Genomic DNA, 20,146 nt, shown 5'->3' with positions numbered 1-20,146 from the left:
TAATCTAGTAAAGCTTATAGCAATGTGCGAGATCCCTGATACAGGGATCTCGCACATCTACTTTATGAAGTTGAGTAATAAAATGCCTGAGAGCCTATTTTGACACGGTGGCCTTCGAACAAATCATAAATATTCAAAGTATAGTTTCCGCTACGTTTATCTTCAAATATCGAATCGCTGAAACTGAAGCTTGAATTCCCGCCTTTACCCACCTTGAGATCCGTCTCCGGTGCAAATTCCTTCTCAAATTTTCTACCACTTGGATCCACTAATTCAAATAAGAACTTATGGGAATATTCACCCATCGTATAGTCGTAATCCCGATCTAAATTGTATTCAAAAGTTACATGGACCGACGAAGATCCGTCCAGATTGGCTACTACATCTTTGACAGTCAATACATACGGGAACAACAGCATATCTGTCAGAGTCCCTCTCGCTGTTGGTGTGCTTATAGTCAGATCCAGACTTGCCGCATTGACAAATCCGGTAGGCTCCCCCTTGATTGAAGTGAATTTATTATCTGTAATCGACTCACCGACCATCAGCTTCAGTTCCCCTGCCGCTGCCTTCTTCGGTACCTTCGCCCACACGAACACGATCGATTTTTCATCCGGTCCGGCGGACGTTTCGATTTGTTTTACCGAAGCCTTGTAGGTTTGACCCTCTGTTCCCTGATAGAATGCAGTGAGCTGCGACAGATCGGTCTGGCGATCTTCCAGATTGGTGGCGATGAGCTCCGTGTAGACGAGATCCGAGGAAACGCCCGGATATACAAAAGATCTCCGTTCACTAACTTCCGCCTGACGACCCGAGCTTCCGGCCGTGTACGATTCTCCGCGTTTAATAAGTTTCACATCATTGCTACCGTCCTTCTTGCCGGCGAACTGAATCCATTCCGAACTGCTTTCTCCGATCTTCTCCAGCAGAGAAACCTGCAGATCCGTAATATCCAAATCGGAAGGCAGCTTGGATACGACATAGACATCCGTCGATTTTCCCGCGCCGAGCAAATTAATGCTTTGCGTGGACACGAGCTCCGTCTCTCCGCCCAGAGGAATGGAATCAACCTTGTATTCTCCTGTCAGTGCAGGCAACGGAAGCGTCTTGATGCCCGAGTTGGACAACGAAATTCTTGTGCTGATTATCTGACCGTCACTCCACGGCAGACGTTGAATCGAATCCATCGCCACGCCGAGAAGGCCGTTTTTCGTTTGGACATACTGGGTTGTCCCGACGGATTCTTTCGGCTCCGGAAGCTTGAATACGCCAGCCGGGAATTTGAAGCTGGTTGCCGCCGCTTCTTCTTCCCCCGCAGGGATATTTAAAAACAACTGATACGCTGAAGCATCAACATGGGCCGGAAGCATTACTGAGAATCTTAAATTCCGCTCCTCCATCGGCTTCATCGTCAGGCTATCAAAAGCAAGGGTTGTGATCGGCAGCTCATACCCGGAATCCGTATGAAGAACGGGCTCGTATTTGGGCAGAGTGACGGTCTTGCTGCCCGTATTGATTAACTGCAGCTGAATGGTCAAATCCCGGTCGCCCTCGGTTTGGCTGATGTTCGTTCCGCGAACGCTTGCCGTAACCACCCCATTGTTTTGCAACTGAATCTCTTTATCCCCATAGGCCTCTACAGCCATCGAATGATTTGCCACATTTGGAAGCTGAAGCGTGGCGATCGGGAGGTTCTGCTTCGACGTTTCATCCTCTTGAACGACCTGCAGCTCCGCCTTGGCCAGATTGATACTTTGCGGAATCGCCGTCATAAACAACAGCAGCTTCGAGTCCTGCGGCTGAACCTGGTATCCCTGGCTCGCCGAGCTGGCGGTCAGCGGATAACTCGCCCCGTTAGACGTTTTAAACACGTATTTCACTTTAGGATCTTCAAACAGCTTATAGCCGATATTGTTCACCCTTACGGCAAGACTGACATAATTATAATTACCTGACTTATAAGCAGAGAGGGAATCAACCTTGAGCTTGACTGGATTGTCCAAGAAACGCAGCGTCTTGGAGTAGCCGACAGGCGTGGAAATCGTGTAGGTGGCAGGAATTTTGAAATTGCCCTTAAGCGCTTCATAGTTCGTTTGGCTGAAATCCCACTTCACGACCTCAAATATCAGATCGCTGTATTTTACGTTCTTGCCGATACTGGTCACATAAGTGAGCGTTGTCGAAGATCCGGGAGACAGCTTCTTCTTCTCCTTGTCCTTGGTCATCAATGTCGTACTGTACTTCGAACCGCTGGCGGTTCTGACCTTGGACCAATAGTCGATCAGATCGAGCGTCTTACTGTCTCCATTTTTAATCGTCAACGTGTAGGTGAGTATATTCCCTTCATCTTGGGTAAGAATATTAACATCCGACAACTGAACCGTACTCTTCACCGTAATTTTGACAGGTTTCAGATTGGCCAGCGTATGCACGACAGGAATTTGAGTTGACTTCTTCGTCGTGGACTTCGCTGCGTTTGCCGCCAAAGCCGAGTTCCCCGTTGAGCTCGAAGCGATGGCCGCCTGGGAGCTCGCCATCAATATTGCAAGGCCGAGCAAAGCCCCTGTGTATGATTTCTTATTCAAACGTATTTCCTCCTATAAGTTATTCTTTATTATATAAACGTAAGGAGATAGGAAATGTTTCTATTTTTTTGAGGATTATGCTAAATGGACCGAGGATTTGGAATGTTTTAGCTCTCTTTCCTTCATTTTAGCCTTTAGTTCGGGACGGATGAATGATATAGTTCTATAAAGTTAAGTAGGATTAAACAAAGAAAAGAGTCAACTACCCAAGGGTAATTGACTCTTTCGGAGAATTATGCTTATTTGCTGTGATCTACATCAGCATTCAGATAACGATAAGTCAAAGGCAGCTCATAATCACCTTTAAGCACTTCACCAGTTGCACTAGTCAGTTTCTTTGAAATAACTAGCATATGCGGCTCGGATTGTTGATCTTCTTGATCCAAATTAGTCATATCACTAGTCAGACCGGTTTCAGCCAAGAAGTTTCCTGGAAGTGTGATTCTCACTCTTGTACCAGTGAGCACCGTTGTGCCAACAGTATATTTGCCTTCAATGGCGGAAACCTTTGCGCCTACTGGTAATTGTTTACCATTGATTGTGTAAACTACGGAAGTCAGAGCATCCAAAGACATTTCTGTTCCGAATTGGATATCCACTACATCGTCACCATTGTTGTAAGTTGCGTCAGTAGCCGTTGCTGCGCCAGTTACGTCGTTGTATGCAACAGCCCAGATTACACGAGGTTCTCCTTGGGCTGCTACAGCGCCCTTAACTTCCAATTGGTAAGAAGTTGTAGCCGATGTGTTTCCGATATCATCGGAAATGGATCTAATGTATAAAGTCCATGTTCCGGCATCAAGAACACCTTTCGGAGCAATAGTGAAACTCATATCATCTTCACTGATAGCACCTTTCAGTTCACCATCAATGGTTTTGGATTGGTCCGCATTAACGAACTGGAAGGTCGGTGTTGGAATCCCTTGCCCGCCGAATTGTTCTTGAGACGGAGTCAGATTCGGAATACTACTTGTAATTTGTACTGGTTCGGACATTTTCACAAAGAACTCTGAAATTGGTCCGCCTGCAGAATTGGTCTTTTGATATGCATCAGCAATTACAGGTGATTTATCGTCAAGACGAAGAGTCAATTCTTGAACTTTGTTTTCAGTCATTTGAACGTCAAGAATATTCTTAACATTTGCTTTATCAACTGTAATCTTCACTTTGTTGAAGCCCGGTGCATAGTAGTTTTCTTTAGTATTTGCAGTTTCATGAATAAAAGTCCAGTCTGTGTTCAGTTCGAGCAGGTATTCGTCATTGTCTTGACCGCCGATTGGTGTAACAGTAACGAATTCTGCTGTATTAAACCCAGGTGCCTCAGTAGCAAGTGGCTGATAATTATAAGTTACCTTATCAGCATTAAATCCGTCAGCATATTCAAATTTAAAGTCAGATGCAGCCAATTGATCTTTCAGCGGCTGATCGAATTTTACTCTGAATTGCTCTGGCGAATCTTCAGTGACTTCTACAATTGGAGCGTTCGGTGCAACCGGAGTTACAAATTTGAACTCTTGAGTTGTTGCAACGTTTTGTCCCGATCTATCCGTCAAGGCTGCATAATCTTCAATATTGTAAGCTTGCAGAAGGTTTTGTTTACCTTCACCTTTCAGGAACTTAGCACCATCTGCACTCAATACGATGGTTACATAATTTCTGTTATCGACAGGGTTTTTAGCGTCAGCAACATACAGTACCGGTTGCCCGTTCTCTACGATTGCTTTACCAACTTTAACAAGTTGTACATCATCTAGCGTCAATACATGGCCGTTCAGTACCCAGTTAGTTGTAGTCTCAGCAATATCAGCAACTACAGGCTCGGAGAATCTCGTTACAAGCGTTCTGTAGTTAGGGATATCAATACCTACAGCTTCAGGAGCTTTAGCATCAACCAAGTTGAATTTGATTGTGCTAGCGATCAGGTTGCTCGAAACTGCATTTATTGGGGCTATATCAACCGTAACTGTTTTGTTATCATTCATACTTTGAGCCTCGTCGAGAACGAGTTTAACAGTTTTGTTATCTACCTTGACGATATCAGTAACGGTCTTACCGGCTACTGTAATAATCGAAGGATTAATAGCCCATTCAGCGTACACATCTGCAAAGTCAAATGCTTTATTGAATTGTACGTAAACATCGCTGGCTCTGTCGGATTCAGCGTAAGTTACGAATACTTTTTCATCGGTATCTCCGCCTTGTGAAGCTGGTACATAAGATACATTTACATTCGCAGTAGTACCGATTGCTTTGATGTCGTCAGCATCAGTGATGGCAACAACGATCGTATCAACAACAGCTACTGGCGAAGACAACGAGGTCAATTGAACTTGTGCTACGCCTTTATTAAATGCAACGGTCTCTTTAGCGAATCTTGCGCCTTTGAGGGATATAAATTTAACTGTTCCTTCAAAAGTTTCATCAGCTACTCCGTCCTTCAGAACTTTCACGGAGAGAATCGTGTTGTCAGCACCGTTTGCAACCAAAGTAGCGTCTTCATCGTCAACAGTTACTTGAAGTGTAATTCCGTCAAGCGTGCTATCGAAAGCTTTGCTGGCTTCGGAATTACCGTGGCGCACTGTCAAAGTTCCTTTACCGCTTACTTGAGTCCCTAGGGTAAGTACATACTCACCTGCAGTGTTGGTTGCAGCAATTGCTGTTACCAAGTACGCTTGAGAGTTGCTATCCGTTACAGTGAACGTGTTAGCAGCCGGCAAAGTGTTAGGAACATTACTCAATTGAACAGTAACGCTTGTACCTTTAATTGTCGATACTGCATCCACTTTAATACCTGTTTCGACTGCGTCCGGATCTGGAGTTGTAGTTCCATCAGGATTTACAATTACTGTGCCAGCAGGCACTTGGTAACCGTGAGCTGCAGCATAGTTATTAAACTCCTGACTTAGATTAGCAAGACTTGGATTGGTAGCCATGAAGTCTTTGTAGATTGCTCTTGCACCATTAAGATCCAAAGCTACATTATCAATACCTGCTTCATTGTTTAGCTTCAAGAGAAGTTCACTATGAGAAGCAACATCGTTTGTTAAGTATTTCTTACCATTTACATAGTATCCGGAATCAGCAAAGGCACTTGCAGCAGGTGCGAGGGCCATAATGGCAACCATTGCGGAAACTAATGGTTTTGCGTATCTTTTCATTTGGACGCTCCTTATTACATAGTTTAATAGTTTAGTTATACCATACAGTTGATGCTTATGCACCAACTGTATGGTTAAAAAATCTGTCAGAAGGATTATTGCACTGTTACGTCAACCGTACCAACTTGTTGTGTGCCTTTGTATGCAACAACTTTCAGAACGTCACCTTTAGCTACACCCAGCAGTTGAGTATCCAGTTTGCCGTTGGAAAGTTTAGGATCTTGGATCTTGTTTGCACCTTTATAGATTTCAACGCTTGTAACTTCAGCGTCTAGATCTGCAGATACAGTAGTCATCAAAAACCCGTCAAATTTCGCTGCAGCGTTTGTGATTGCGTCAGTTGCAACGACTGCAATCGTGAAGCTAACTACAGTTTGGTTACCAGCGTTGTCAGTTACAGTCAGTACATATGCACCGTTGCCGGCAATTGTATTGCCCAGAGTGTAAGGTACAACTACGCCGTCTTTAGTCAGTACTACAGTTTTGATGTCGGCATCTGCGCTGGCAGGAGTTACACTCCCATTGTAAGTTTTGCCGTTCTCAACACCTGTAACGACTGGAGCCGGATTGTTAACGCCATTTGTGAATGCTACATAAGTTCCGGAGTCAGCTGCAGTGTTGTCGCTCAGGTCCTTGATGAACTTGGCGTCTTTCACTTGTACAGTGTACTCAAGACCAGCAGCTTTACCGTCTTTGATTGTGATCAACAGGTTGTTGCCGCTAACTGCAGTTGAATATTCGCTTACTTTCAGCGTAGTGCTGTCAGTGTAACGAGTAACAACCAGGTCGTTAGCATAGAAGGATGCAGTAGCGCTATCCAGAGCTTCGGAGAATGGCAATGTAATTACGTTGCCGTTCACATACAGAGTAGAACCGTCTTTAGCTGTAACTTCAGGTTTTACTTTGTCTTTGATTGCAATGTTAGCCGCGCCTTCAACCGCATTGCCGTTTCCAGCCTTGGCAGTGTTGTCAGCTTTCAATGCCAAAGAAACATTTGCCGCAGTTCCCAGGTCGCTAGTTTTCAGCGTTACCAGGTCGCCGTCGATCGAAACGGAATTGATTGTACCACCGCTCAGAACGAAGTCAGTAGTGTTGATCGAGCTGATTGGTTGGTTAAATCTTACTTTAATTGTGTCTTTAGCATCCAGAACTGCCGGTTGAGCAATGTCGTTGTCATAAGCTTTGACAGCGGCTGCTACTTCAGCAAGCGGAACATGAACTGTCCAGCCTTGGATTACGTTTCCAGCTGCATCCTTCACGCCTGCTACGACGACATCGGAAACTGTGCCAGCTACGCCATTCTTTGTGAAGGATACGACAGTGTTGCCGATCTTCTCAGGCAGAATGATGCGAACGGATTTACCATCGCGAACTGGAGTAACTTCAGCATCTTCTGGCATTGCTCTTTCAACACCGTTCACTACTACGCGGTAGTTGTCGAGTGTACCGATGCTGCCAAGATCCATCTTCTCGTTGAATGCAATTTCAACCGTTCTTGTTGCGCTGTTTGCGGAAACGCTTTGGTATTTAGGACCAGTTACGTCGCCAACTTTGATATCAGTTGTGTGGTCGATCATAACATTCTTCAGAGCTGTCAGGTCGGCTACGCCGGAAACTTTCAGCGTGTTGGTGCCTTCAGGCAGATCTTTGTAAAGAATGATAGTGAACACACGGTTTGTTGTGTTGCCGGATGCTTTAACAACGTCTTTGATCGGAACAATTTTTCCGTCTTTGTCCTTCACAGTGTAGTATTTGCGGTCAGCCGCATCTACAGCTTTGGAGAACGTTACGTTGATTTCGGTTGGAACATCGCTGTTGGATTTCACTTCAGTAACTTCCGGACGAGTTTGGTCAACAGTTGCATTCACTTTAACTTCAGTTTGAGTGATTTTGTTGCCGGAGTAGTCCTTCACGTTTTCAATATACAGCGTTGTTTCGTAAGAAGGCAGTCTGTCGGAAGCGTTGAATTCAACTTCGTATTTGTCGGAAGCGAGTTTCTTGACGCTTGCAGCTTTCTTCTTGGTGTCGCCGGATTTCCAGTAAATATTGTCTTTGTTTACTGTGTCCGGATCCACTTCTTCACTGAAAGTGATTACTACTCTTTCGAGTGTTGCTTCAACTTTAGCAACCGTTGGAGCTTGAGTGTCTTCAACCACTGTGAATTTGTGTTCGGAACTCAAAGATTTCAGACCAAAGTAGTCTTCAACGCCTGCAACAACCACTGTATGTTCACCAACCGCAAGTGAGCTGGAGTCATATGGAGTCAGGATTACTTCTCTGGAACCGTCAGTTGGGTTGCCATAGAAAGTTTTGCCATCCAGTTTGAAGTTGGATTGAGTTGTTTTCTTGATTGGCTCGGAGAATACGACTTTAACAGCCTTCGTTCCAAGAGCCTTAACTTCTACAACTTCTGGCAAAGCGTTGTCAAGCGGAGTGAATTCAACGTCACCGTTGATCACTTTGTCGCCAGCTTTAACGTTTTTAACCGTTACTTTGTTAGCCTTTTGGTTAGCGAGGGCATCCTTCACAACCAAACGAACTGTAATTTCGTCGTCCAGAAGCGTAGCGGAATCAACCGTACCGGATTTCAGCGTGTAGTTGTCTTTGTTGGTAGCAGTAGATTGATCTACTTTACCGTCGAACTTCACGTCAACTTCCTTCAGGTTCGATGCACTTGCAGATTCAACTTTAGTAGCAGTTGTCACAACATAAGTCACACTGTGTGTGTAGTCATGACCGTTATGAGTGAATTTAACATCGGTAGCTTTGTTAGCTTCCAGAGCTGTTTCCAGAGCAACTTTAACTACATCGCCATTGGAGAGCGTGAACTCAACGTTCTTGCTGTCCTTAACTTCGTATTTAGTTACTGTAGGAATTTGAGCTGCTTCGTAGATTGCATATGCTGCAACTACTGCTTGGGAGCGGGAAGCGTTAGCCTGGTAGTTGATACCTTCTTGCAGGTAACCAGCTTTAATTGCCGCTGCTACATAACCTTTAGCCCATGCGCTAGCAGTATTGTTAGCATCAGTAGGAACGTCCAGTTTCAGAGCAGTTGCCAGAACTTTTGCAAGCTCTTGTACTGTTACATTGCCAGTAGGATCGAACAATTTCTTAGTAGCGTCTTTACCATTGAGGATACCAGCTTGTGTAGCGGATTCAATGAAAGGAGCTGCCCAGTGGTTAACTGTGTAGTTCTTATCTTTGTAAGTTGCTACGCCAGTTACTGGCTCCAAACCAATGGATTTAACGATGATTTTAGCAAGTTCTGCGCGAGTCAGTGCTTTCTCCAGGTGGGATTGACCATCTGGATAGCCAGTCAAAATACCAGCTTCTTTCAATGCGTTAAATTGTTGTTCGTCTGTCAGTTTAGCACCATCAGCACCGAATGCTACGGAAGCAAACATAGAGAATGCCATTGCTGTAGACAGAGCTACGGATAAAATTTTCTTCATAACCTTTTTTTCTCCTCCTTGATTAACTATCGCATGAGAATTTTCTTTAAATGAATAGCTCGTGTTACTCATTAGCCATTGCACCCCCTTTCCAGAGCCTGAGCAGATTTCCTATAAATTAGGTCTGCGACGGGAGCCGCAGAAACTTGTAAACCATACCATACTGAATAAAATGTAGAAATAGACTAGTTTCCTAATCCTACCTAGACATTATACAATGAGTCCCTAGTGCCGTAAAGCTAATTTTTCTAATAGATAGACAAGTTTCCCCATGAGGAACATGCTAGGATGTCTAAATTGGTCATCATTGTCAATGCTCTACATCTTAAACGCACGAGATTCGAAAAAGTTGCGGCCTTTCGAAAAAAAATTGCAAGATTGTTACCTTTGCTAAGGTTCACCACTTCTACAACATTTTAACTCCAATGCCGTCTGACGGAAATTAGTATAACATCCTTAAAATTGTCAGTCACTAAGCAACTTTTTCCATTATCAATACCCATAATCTATGTAGATCAAACTCAAATAAGACGTCCAAAATGGACGCCTGATTTGAATAATATGAGGAAAGGGCTTCCTATTTATCTTACTCTCATCGCCAGCTGGATAATGCGTGTGCGCATTTGCGGATCTGTCCCAAGCTTGGCATACATATCGTCAATAGCTTGTTTGTTGTCCCTATAAGTCTTCTCATGCGTCATTGTCATATGAGACCATTCAATCAACTCATTCTCAGCTGCACGCAAATCATTAAACGCCTCATGAAAACCCGTTTCGAGTACCAGGCTTTCCATAACCTCCTGAGTGACTTCCTGCAGCTTGGCCGTCTCCTCAATCTTCTTCTCTAATACCCGGGATCTATCCTCAAACTTTCTCTTAGCTTTCGAGTAGCCCAACTGCGGTTTTGCCATGATCGGTTTCATCTGTATAATTTCACCCTTTTGCAAAAATATCTACTACAATTGCTATTGTATCTTAATCTCCAACAAATTACAAAATGATGTAATTGGAAAAAATATGCCTGCCTATGCATCTCCCCCATAGACAGGCTCGCAGTTCATTAGATTAGCTTAAGTTTTTCGGAAAAATACTTGTGCTTTTCTTGAGAAGTTCTACAGCGATTTTTCCAGCTTCAGCTCTCGTCATACTATTCTTTGGATTAAAGTTAATGGAAGCCTTTTTGCTTCCCGCTGTAGTTATACTTTGTCCATCCATGATTTTAGCCTTATAGACTGCTTGAACCGCCGGACGCGCGTAACGATCGATTTTGCCCGAGTCAAGGAATTGCTTGGCCAGCGCCGAGTTCAGCTTGTCATCGTTGGTCGGCAGCTTCAGCTTGAGTGCACGAGCCACCATCATGGCTGCTTGTTCTCTTGAAACAGGCTCCTCAACCCCAAAGTATCCTTCAGAAATTCCTGTAATAATTCCAGCTCTTGAAGCCGTCTCAATGTATTTGAATTCCCAAGTGTCCGTTTTTGCACCAGGAACGACGTCAAAGTAAGTTTGAACCTTGTTGTCGTAGTTCAACGGAATATTCAAACCTTTTACAAGTAAAGTAGCAAACTCACCACGAGTGGTTAAGTCATCTGCTCCAAAAGCATTAGCTTGTACATTCGACATTATGCCTTTCGAGTACAAGGCATTCAGAATATTTCGTCCCCAAGGATGGTTTGTAATGTCACTAAATCCACGACTTTGTTTCATTACCATATAATAACCGAAATCGTCGAATGGAACAGAAATGGTATTATTCTTGGTGTCTACCGATCCTCCGAGATTTTCCCATTCGGAATTCTCATTGAAACGGAATACGGTTACCGCTGTCCCGGCATCATCCACAACATTCTTGTCATATTGAAGCTTCAAAGTCCCACGTTGACTAGGAACTAACTTTCTTTCTGGCTCCCTGATCATCACATCCCTGAAATTTTGCGAATCAGAGTACTGTGGAAGGATCGAGTATGGAGGAAGACCATTGGTTGCCGGTTTGTACGTATCTCCGCTTCCAGTTTCACCAATACCGCCGTGAATCCAGAAAACATTCGAAACTCGTGTAAAGTTACTGTTCCTCGCCGTCGAGTTGAAGAATTCAACCAGGTCTTCTGGAAGAGTAAGTGTAGCAAGGCCGTTAGGCGTTCTTTCATCCTTATCAACATTAAAAGTATTTCCATAATCATTCCGACGTTCTAAAATACCATTTTTAGGATCGGCAATCCCGAATAGCAACTTATTATCCGGATAGAATTTCGTTACCGAACCTTCGGATACATTTGCCGTCTTCAAAACCGTACCTTTAGGGAAAGAAAGCTCCAACGCTTTATTAAATGCACTATACTTATTAGCTGCCTTCTCAGTCATGTACTGAGAGTCTACAGCTATGGCACTTGTATAGTACACATCGATCGTCTCATTCAGCGTCTCATCGCCGCGAACGATCTGGATCTTAACTTTATTGGATTTATCCGGTTTCAGTCCAACGTAATCGTAAATGAACCGTGCCGGTGCGTTATCAGGCAAATCAGTGCGTTTAATCGCCTCATCTTTACCAATAAGAACTTGAGTTGCGCCTTCTGCTTCAATATCAAATCTTACAAAGTTTTTATTCACAATGATTTGATCGCCTACTGTGGCGACCGGAGACAAAATCCGATAAGGTGCCAATACCCGAGAAATCTCAAGTCTTTGCGATGTACGTGCGCCTGTCGAATTGATCAGTTCCAGGTTGTACACCTGACTTCCCAACGTATCCAAAGAAATATTCTTAATCCGAAGTACGAACTTGCCGTTATAAACAGCCAGGTCATACTGTAACGGCGTTGATTGTCCGCTGCGAACAATGGAACCAGTAACGATCTTCGTTTCCGTCATGCCCGTATTAGTCAAGAGCGTATCCAGGTTTTCACCAACTGGGGCGTCCGTTTGCGAAGAAAAGACACTTTCCGTGCCGAGTAACAAATTAATAATTCTGGCTCCTGATCCTTGAATAATCAAATCATAATTTTGTGCGCTAGTCTCATACTTATCACCGGAAAACTTGAACTCCGGGGAACCTGATAAAATATTGGTCAAATCGGTATTTGCACCACTGGTATCAGCCAGACTCAACCCGCTAAAAGTTACGGAAGGATCAAAAACTTTCGGCCGGAATACCGTAATGTTTGATACATTCGTATCTTGAATATACAGTCTCAATTCTTTGATGACTGTTCTAGAGTTACCTTTGCCATCCATCGAAACGCCAGTGAACTTGATCCGGTTTTCTCCATAATAGAGTGGACCGGAAATATCGATTGGAAGCGTAAATGAAAACTTAGGAGACGCCGTCGTTGGACTGAACACGATCACAGGAGTCAGCTTATCATTGGAAATCCCGTTCACAAAGAATTGGGGACTAGATAAGTTCTCAAAATCCCGATATTCCCCTGAAATCTTTACACTGAGCTGCCCAGAATCACTGGAATCCTTGGTAATAACCTGACCATCATAAAGCCCTTCAACATAGATATAGTTCTTTGTCGAGTAAGAAATCGTTGCCGTTTTGGAGGCTGCAGAATTTCTGATAGAGAACTTCACTTGTTGTTTACCCGTTGAGAACCCGCTAACCTCGTAGACATGCTGGTTTCCAGAGCCGCTGATATGGGTCAAGGTCGGCCCGATACTACCTTTCGGCATGTACACTGCAGTCAAGTCGCCAGGTGCAAAGTTCTGATCAGCTGCGACCAAAATATAAAACTTCTCTTTATCCGCTTCGGTACCATCCAGATTAGGCAAGGTGTTGATGTCTGCTGGAGGTGTAGCATTGTCTTTCATATACTTCAGGTGAGTAATCGTCGCTTCGCCCGGCAAATATTTAAAGTTAATATTCGCAAAGGTGGAATACACATTGTCATATTGAAGACTTAAATTAAACTTCTGATCGCCGTTGGAAAAGGTAATCGGAACTTCGACGTCAACTATTCTGTAGGCTTTAGTCGTTCCATCAGGAGCAGGGACCTCGGTTTCTTTTGTCACTGTAAAGGTAGTCACTGGAGCCGACCCACCATTAATATCCGTAAGAGTGACCGTTCCCTTACTGCCGAATGAATTACCTGTATCATTCAGCAACACCGAGAACTTAATCGTTCCTGTGGATGTCACTGGAGCCGTCTTATTGTCAGTTACTGTTGCAACTTTGTTATTTACATCATAGTTTTGCGCATTATAATTCAGGATTATAGAATCAAACGGCTTAGTTTTATCAAAATAATAAACTGCCCGTTCAATGGCTACCGAATCGGCACCACTTTTGATGGTAATTACGATCTTATTAGAACCGGGAACCAGATTAAGCGCAGGGGAGAAAAACTTACCCGTTTGCGTAAGCGTCGTTACGAGTCCTGTACCGCCATTCACACTAACGGTAACTTCCGTGGCATTCTTCACTTCTCCGGAAATCGATACATTATCCTTATCCGAAACCACCTCAGCGCCTTCGTTCAAATAGATCGTACCGTAGCTGGAGCCCAACAATTTCAAATCTTGTACATAAGGCACCTGATCAAATAGAATATAGAAGGTGTCCTCGCGTGTGATCCCGTTTTGGGAACCCGATAGCGTGATTTTGTTGAATCCAGGGAATAGAGACAGATTCGTCACTTTAAACTTTTGCGAGTAATCCGTCGATGACGTGTCTCTGGAAATACTTCCATTCTTAAACTGCGAACTATCCGTTTCCCATGTATTCGTCTTTGAATTCATAGTCAAACGCTCAACTTTTACCTTCAATGTTTCCTCAGTTACATGTGAATAAGTACCGGAAAAATCAACAGTGGCGCTTGTTGTCAAATACATTCTGGAATCCCGTTGGATTTGATCAGAACCTGGGCCAAGCGTCAAAAGGGATGTGTTTCTCAGAGTTACGTCATCCGGAATAAAATAATTGGCGGCCGTAGCTGCGCTGGCCTTCTGAACCATGCCCGGCGGGATCAATGTAATGAGCAATGTTGCCATTACGAACCATAAGAAAAGCTTTCTAAAGCGTTGCATGCTTATCTCTCCTTTATTAATATGTCGTGATCTCCGTTATAATTGGTCGGAAACCGTCCAAAAGTCGTATAGTGTTGTTATCGGTCACGATGTGGCATTATTTTAGAAAAATTGGCAAAAAAGGATCGGGCAAATTCAAAGAATTCAAAATAAAAAAAATGGCCCTTGGCGATTAGCCAGGGGCCATTCTGATATGAAAAGACTATTTCGCCAACTTCAACTGATGAATATCGGCTTCCTGCTCAATAGAGCGGGTAGCCAGCTTGTCCAAAATCTTCTCGTGCCGGTCTTGGGTTGCTTTTACCGAGGTGAGCTCTCCATGAAGCTTATGGACATCCATGCTAAGGGCGTCTAGTTTCGCGTCAGTTTCGTCCTGACGATCCCGGATAGCCCGAACGATCGCGTTAGTCTCACCAAGTTGTACTTGCATGAGTTCCTGCGTTTCCTTGAGTCCAAGGATGTCCGACTTCATTGTCTGCATATCTGACTTCATTGAGTTCATATCGACCTTCATAGAACTTTGCTCAGCTTCAATATGATCCAGCTTCTGTAGTATCTGATGGAGTAGTTGTTCGCTCATTCGAAGAACTCCCTTCCATTCGTTTAGCTTGTATAAGTGAACTTATTATACCCCAATATGGCGAATCACGTCGAGTGTATTCCGCCAGCTTTATAATTAAACAGCAACCCCCGCCGCTCGGTTCGAGCATAGACGGGGGTTGTCCCATATAAACGTATAATTGCTGTCATCGAAGATACAATATTGCAGGTAGATCTTACTTGGAGCTCTCCTCTGCGCCGGCCTTCATTCGCAGGCGGGCGAAGAAGTCGAGCAGCGGGCGCTTCGTTTTGCCGATCAGACCGATCACCTCGGCTCCGATTTGCAGGAAGAACACCATGACGCAGATGACGACGAAGGTGACCCAGTTGGCGTTGTACATGGCCGCAGACGATTGGATGACAGCCAATACGCCAAAGAAGGCGGCGATGCCGTAAATGATCAGCACGGTTTGGCGATGGCTGAAGCCGAGCTCGCGCAAGCAGTGATGCAAGTGGCCTTTATCCGGCGAGAAGATCGGTTTCTTCTGCATCCAGCGGCGCACGATGGCAAACAACGTGTCCGAAAGCGGTACTCCGATCAGGATCAACGGTGTCAGGAACGACACGATCGCTACCTGTTTGAAACCGAGCAAGGACAGCAGCGCCAAGCTGAAGCCGAGGAACAGGGCCCCGGAGTCACCCATGAATATTTTGGCCGGGTGAAAGTTAAAGTACAGGAAACCGATGATGCTGCCAAGCAGCAACAGGCACAGCAACGCAACCACGACATTGCCCATCAGGAATGCCATGACGGTGATCGTACCGATCGCTATGGCAGAAACCCCTGCAGCCAGACCGTCCAGTCCATCGATCAGATTGATGGCGTTGGTGACGCCGACAATCCACAAAATCGTAAACGGAATCGCAATCCAGCTTTCAACCGAAGCATACGTATGAAAAGGAATATTTGCAAATTCAAGGCGGATATCAAATCCAAAAACGACAACGCAAGCCGTCGCGATTTGAACGAGAAATTTAAATTTGGCCGGCAAATCGAAACGATCGTCGAACGCACCAAGCAATATAGTCATGGTTCCGCCGACAAGAAAGGCTTTGACGAAGTTCACTTCGCGTACCGAAAAACTTTCCGGAAGAAACGGTAGAACCAGGAAGAACGTAATCACAAAAGATAAGAAAATAGCTAATCCACCGAGTCTCGGCATAATTCTTGTGTGCACTTTTCGAGCATTGGGTACATCCACCGCGCCGACTTTAACGGCAAACTTCTTTACGAATGGCGTCAATCCCAGTGCCAGACCGAGCGAGACGATAAACCCGATGGTATAAATCATCCACATGTGTATTTCAACCCCCATTTATTCTGCCGGAATGAATTATACTCCGTTTCAGGAGAAACACAACCTCCGTATTTGAGCAATAATACGCTGTTTCGGTCAATAATTCAATGGTTTAGCCCATTTTCGTCAGGTTTTCTCCCTCACGCAGTACGCGCACTACGAATTTCGGCAGCGCAAGCATCCTCCGGAAGCGGGTAGGCTCCGATAACAGGCGGTACAACCACTCCAAGCGAAGCTTCTGGAAGGTCATCGGCGCCCGCTTGGTTTTGCCGGAAATGATGTCAAAGCTTCCTCCAACTCCCATCATGATCGGCACGCCCAGAATCTGTTTGTATTTTCCGATCCATGGCTCCTGAGTGTCGGCGCCCCGGGCTACAAACAGCAGATGAGGCGAAACCGCCTTGATGGCATCAATAACCTCCTGATCTTGATCAGGACCGAAGTACCCGTCACGAAATCCGACAATTTCCGTTCCCGGATATTGCAAAGTTAACCGTCGCGCCGCTTCCTGAATCACTTCGCTTGTCGTCCCAAGGAGATACACCTTCCAGTGGTGCCGCTCCCCTTCCTTCATTAATTCATGAAGCAGATCGAATCCGGCTACGCGTTCGGCCACCGGTTCACCGACTTTTTGTGCGGCCCATACTACGCCGGTACCGTCCGGGACGATCAATTCGGCCTTCTGCATCATTTGTTTGTAGGAAGGGTCTTCCATTGCGGCCATTACCATGATCGGGTTGGCTGTAATGATTTGATGAGGCTTGCCTGAATTAACGGCTTGCGTTAAATACTTGACCGTATCCTTCATCCCCCATTTGCAGACTGGGATTCCCATGATCGATACCGTCGGCAGAACCTCAGCCTCATTTTGCTTCGTCTTCACCTTGCTCACCCTTTGCTCTGTAAAAGTTCAACAATGCGCTGCGCGGGGATCCGGGCTTCGCGCTTCAGCTCCGCAATTTTCGGAGCATGAGACTTGCGCCAGACCCCGCCCTCAAGCAGCAGCCGTTCAGCTTGCGAGGCAACGATCCGGGGATCGAGCTCCTCGGTCGTGCCGACAGGCACGCTGCCGAGGCGCCCCATAAATTGGTCGATCTTCGGATCATAGGAAACGCCGAGCAGCGGCACTTCCTGCGAAGCCGCGTAAATGAGGCTGTGCAGCCTCATTCCAACAAGCAGGCGGCAGCGGCTTACTTCGCGGAGCATCTCGTACGGATGCTCCGTCTCCGCCGCAATGCTGACGGTGCTTCCGTGTTCTGCTAGGTTTCCTAGGCGTTCCATGACGAAGCGGGAGGCTTCGTCATCGCCAGGGAAATGAAACGGCAGAAAACGGATATGCACCGGAACGCGGCGGCTGAGCGAAGCAAGGCCTTCGGCCAGCTTCGCCAGCTCGGTCCGCTCGGAGTTCCAGAGGCGGACCGATACCCCGACTACCGGAAGTTCGCCGGAGTCGGCCGCACCTGCAGGGACCGTTTCCTTTTCCGGCAGGACTATCCCCATCACCGGATCGGGGACGACCTGAACGGCTTCCTTCCGGATGCCCATGCTGCGCACCAGCTCGGCCGATTCCGGATCTCTCACCGAAATGTATTCGCAGCGGCGGAACACCGATGCGATAAAGGGACGGAACAGCTTCCGGCGTACCGGCCCTACGCCTTGCGCATAAATGAAGGTCGGCTTGCCCAACCATTGGGCAATCTTGATAATTCCCAAATAATAGGGAATCGAGCCGAGCCCGGTGGCGTCCTGAAGCAGGCTACCTCCGCCGCTGATCAGGCCGTCGCTGTTCTTTATAGCGTTCCTTACCTCGGCAAGTTTCATCCGATGTACGGACTTCACGCCATAAGTTCGGCTAGTCCATTCAGGATCGATGGATAAAACGACCGGAGTGATCTTCATACCCGCCGCCTGTCCTTCATGCTCCAAGGCGGAGAGTATTGACTGCAGTACAGCTTCGTCCCCGCTGTTACGATATCCGTAATATCCCGACAGGACTAAGGTTTTAGAAGACGCGGCGACCATTTATCCCAGCACCTTTCAATAATATGCCATATGAGCACGGCGATCAGGCCGACGATAAGACCAAGTCCGAGACCCAGCACACCACGGATCAACGAAAGAACTGCCGGCGTGTGGATATGCGCGAAAGTATCGACCATGGATAGCTGTCCCATTACCGCAATGACCATGGCATACAACGCCCACCGATAACGGAAAGCAGCAAAAATGCCTACAATAAACAGCGGGTGCGCCAGCAAAAACTCTTTATTCCGCGGGCGTACGCCAAACGTATTTTCAAGGAAGGAACGGAACCAGGCTTCTCCCGGAAGGAGAGTACCGGCATTTCCTGTTCTCGATAAATAGTAAAGAGCGGCGACACCAAGCACGGCTGCGGCAACGACCCAAATGAGCGTAATCGGCATCCGCAGCCAATTGCGCAGTTCCTGCCATACCGAAGAACCTTGATACAGGAACACATAAACGGCAATCAAAAAGATCGGCCCCAAGTGAAGCAAGCTTACCCCGCGGAATTGATTAAGCACCAGACTGTAAGTAATGTTATTCAGCAGCGCTATTACGAACGGAACGGCCGCCAGCGAAATCAGCGCTGTTTTAATATAAAGAACGATCGTATGGGTCAATCTCCGCCCGGCTGAAATATCGGGATGAGCCCCCTTGATTTCTTTAACCTTGCGGATCGCAAGGATCGTCGCTATCGTCGGCGCGCTGATGGCAACGCCCAAAGCTAACGCCTGCTCAAACAGAGTCGGCTTCAGGACGTAAAGTCCGGCGGAACCGATCAAGCCCAGCAGGAAAACAAGCAGTGTCAATGGAGCAATAAAGTAAGAAACCAGCAAAGCGCAGAAAGCAACTCCGCCCAGAACAACAAACGCCTTTAGGTATTTCTGCCAAGAAGAATCATGAATTTCAAAGGCTTCTGCCTGTCCCATTTCGAAACCATTATCTTGAATGCGCTGAATTGCCCCTTCCGGACCTTGCAGCGAATCGATCAAATTGTTGATCGGGTTCGTGATAGCCGCTTTAGCCGCATCCTTGGAAGGCGAAGCATTCAGATATATCATCCGGATATTCCGGTCCTTTGTTGCAAGCACGAACCGGTCGGACAAAGTTTTCTTATCCTGTCCAGCCTCAGTATCGGACAAAGAATGCAGACGTACGATATTGTAATCCGTCAAATAGGCCAGTGTATTCAATCCTTTTTGCGGAGCCTTCAAATTCTCGATGGCTGCCAAACCGATACCGTGCTTATTCAACAGATCCGCAAAGCCCTGCAGACTGTTCATAGCACCGTTATCCTGATACCCCTTCACGGACTCCCCGTCAAAGAGGATACGCTTCACTCCGTTTTCCGCTAAAAAAGACAGTTCCTGATCCAGGGCATCCTGGTCATAACGGATATTATCCGATAACCGTGGGAGAATATTGAAGCCTTTGTCACGCAACATTGCGAATGCAAAAGGATCCATCTGCATCGGCTTCATTACCGCCTCTTCCATTCCCAAACCGATTGCAAGCCCTTCACGGTCTTGGTACCGCCATGGCATCACGGGAATGTCCAGGTTACGGAACGTCTCCTCGATCATAGGACGCAGCTCTTGTTCGTTCTCCGTACTAGTAAAAGCGATATAAGTATAATTCCCCTCAGGAGAAACGACCGTTTGCGTCATCTTTGCCACATCCAGCGCGTTAAACACCATAATCCGGCGCGCCTTCGACAATTCATCCAGCGTGCTTTCAAACATCGCTATCGTATTAACGCCGGCCGCTTTTAGGCGTTCCAGCTGTTCATCCATGTAAGCTGCCGGATTGGCTTGATAAGACGCAATGTCCAGCAACCCCCGATAATTGAAAACAAACTCTACCTTATTTGCCGACGACTCCGTTTGTACCCGCTGTACGATTACAGGCAAAGAAGCCACAATACCAACTATAACCAAGATCCACAACCACTTGCGGGAAGCGTCATTCCACCGCTGCCAACTTCGAATCACAAAGGTACCTCCTCA

At 46.1% G+C, this 20,146-nt stretch carries 10 protein-coding genes; all 10 read right to left on the bottom strand.

All coding sequences use genetic code 11. From position 1 onward, the window contains the following. Window positions 1-62: 62 nt before the first annotated feature. The 10 genes from KJS57_RS03060 to KJS57_RS03015 all read right to left on the bottom strand — a co-directional run bounded on the left by KJS57_RS03060 (window position 63) and on the right by KJS57_RS03015 (window position 20,131). On the bottom strand, window positions 63-2,585 hold the full coding sequence (locus KJS57_RS03060) for a hypothetical protein (protein WP_244861362.1): 2,523 nt from the start codon (window positions 2,583-2,585) through the stop codon (window positions 63-65). A 239-nt stretch (window positions 2,586-2,824) separates the two neighbouring features. After that, entirely contained in the window at window positions 2,825-5,743 is a 2,919-nt protein-coding gene (locus KJS57_RS03055; protein WP_213653712.1) for a hypothetical protein, read from the bottom strand. A gap of 95 nt (window positions 5,744-5,838) precedes the next feature. Beyond that, window positions 5,839-9,267 (bottom strand): Ig-like domain-containing protein, encoded by a 3,429-nt coding sequence (locus tag KJS57_RS03050; RefSeq protein WP_213653711.1) that lies wholly within the window; start codon window positions 9,265-9,267, stop codon window positions 5,839-5,841. A 509-nt stretch (window positions 9,268-9,776) separates the two neighbouring features. Further along, window positions 9,777-10,118, bottom strand: a complete 342-nt coding sequence (locus KJS57_RS03045) for a hypothetical protein (protein ID WP_213653710.1) — start codon at window positions 10,116-10,118, stop codon at window positions 9,777-9,779. Window positions 10,119-10,260: 142 nt separating this feature from the next. After that, window positions 10,261-14,220: an S-layer homology domain-containing protein gene (locus KJS57_RS03040; RefSeq protein WP_213653709.1), complete on the bottom strand. Its 3,960-nt coding sequence runs from the start codon at window positions 14,218-14,220 to the stop codon at window positions 10,261-10,263. 202 nt (window positions 14,221-14,422) lie between these two features. Continuing rightward, a complete protein-coding gene (locus tag KJS57_RS03035; RefSeq protein ID WP_244861361.1) occupies window positions 14,423-14,800 on the bottom strand; it encodes a hypothetical protein in 378 nt (125 codons plus the stop codon). Window positions 14,801-14,996: 196 nt separating this feature from the next. Beyond that, entirely contained in the window at window positions 14,997-16,118 is a 1,122-nt protein-coding gene (locus tag KJS57_RS03030; protein WP_213653708.1) for a glycosyltransferase family 4 protein, read from the bottom strand. Between the two features lie 112 nt (window positions 16,119-16,230). Continuing rightward, window positions 16,231-16,953, bottom strand: a complete 723-nt coding sequence (locus tag KJS57_RS03025) for a WecB/TagA/CpsF family glycosyltransferase (protein WP_213653783.1) — start codon at window positions 16,951-16,953, stop codon at window positions 16,231-16,233. Window positions 16,954-17,006: 53 nt separating this feature from the next. Next, a complete protein-coding gene (gene csaB / locus KJS57_RS03020; RefSeq protein WP_213653707.1) occupies window positions 17,007-18,140 on the bottom strand; it encodes a polysaccharide pyruvyl transferase CsaB in 1,134 nt (377 codons plus the stop codon). Further along, complete coding sequence (locus KJS57_RS03015) at window positions 18,113-20,131, bottom strand: DUF5693 family protein (RefSeq protein ID WP_213653706.1); 2,019 nt, start codon at window positions 20,129-20,131, stop codon at window positions 18,113-18,115. Before KJS57_RS03015 ends, csaB begins: the two co-directional genes overlap by 28 nt. Between the last annotated feature and the right edge of the window lie 15 nt (window positions 20,132-20,146).

Origin of the sequence: Paenibacillus vini (assembly GCF_018403325.1) — a bacterium.
Taxonomy (GTDB): domain Bacteria; phylum Bacillota; class Bacilli; order Paenibacillales; family Paenibacillaceae; genus Fontibacillus; species Fontibacillus vini.
Note: the sequence above shows the minus strand (reverse complement) of the source record. Positions and strands in the feature narration are given on the sequence as shown.

Excerpts from the sequence above, each read along its gene's own strand:
- csaB (WP_213653707.1), bottom strand. The coding sequence starts at position 18,140 with ATGGTCGCCGCGTCTTCTAAAACCTTAGTCCTGTCGGGATATTACGGA.
- KJS57_RS03045 (WP_213653710.1), bottom strand. The coding sequence starts at position 10,118 with ATGAAACCGATCATGGCAAAACCGCAGTTGGGCTACTCGAAAGCTAAG.
- KJS57_RS03040 (WP_213653709.1), bottom strand. The coding sequence starts at position 14,220 with ATGCAACGCTTTAGAAAGCTTTTCTTATGGTTCGTAATGGCAACATTG.
- KJS57_RS03050 (WP_213653711.1), bottom strand. The coding sequence starts at position 9,267 with ATGAGTAACACGAGCTATTCATTTAAAGAAAATTCTCATGCGATAGTT.
- KJS57_RS03055 (WP_213653712.1), bottom strand. The coding sequence starts at position 5,743 with ATGAAAAGATACGCAAAACCATTAGTTTCCGCAATGGTTGCCATTATG.
- KJS57_RS03035 (WP_244861361.1), bottom strand. The coding sequence starts at position 14,800 with ATGAGCGAACAACTACTCCATCAGATACTACAGAAGCTGGATCATATT.
- KJS57_RS03025 (WP_213653783.1), bottom strand. The coding sequence starts at position 16,953 with ATGGGAATCCCAGTCTGCAAATGGGGGATGAAGGATACGGTCAAGTAT.
- KJS57_RS03030 (WP_213653708.1), bottom strand. The coding sequence starts at position 16,118 with ATGTGGATGATTTATACCATCGGGTTTATCGTCTCGCTCGGTCTGGCA.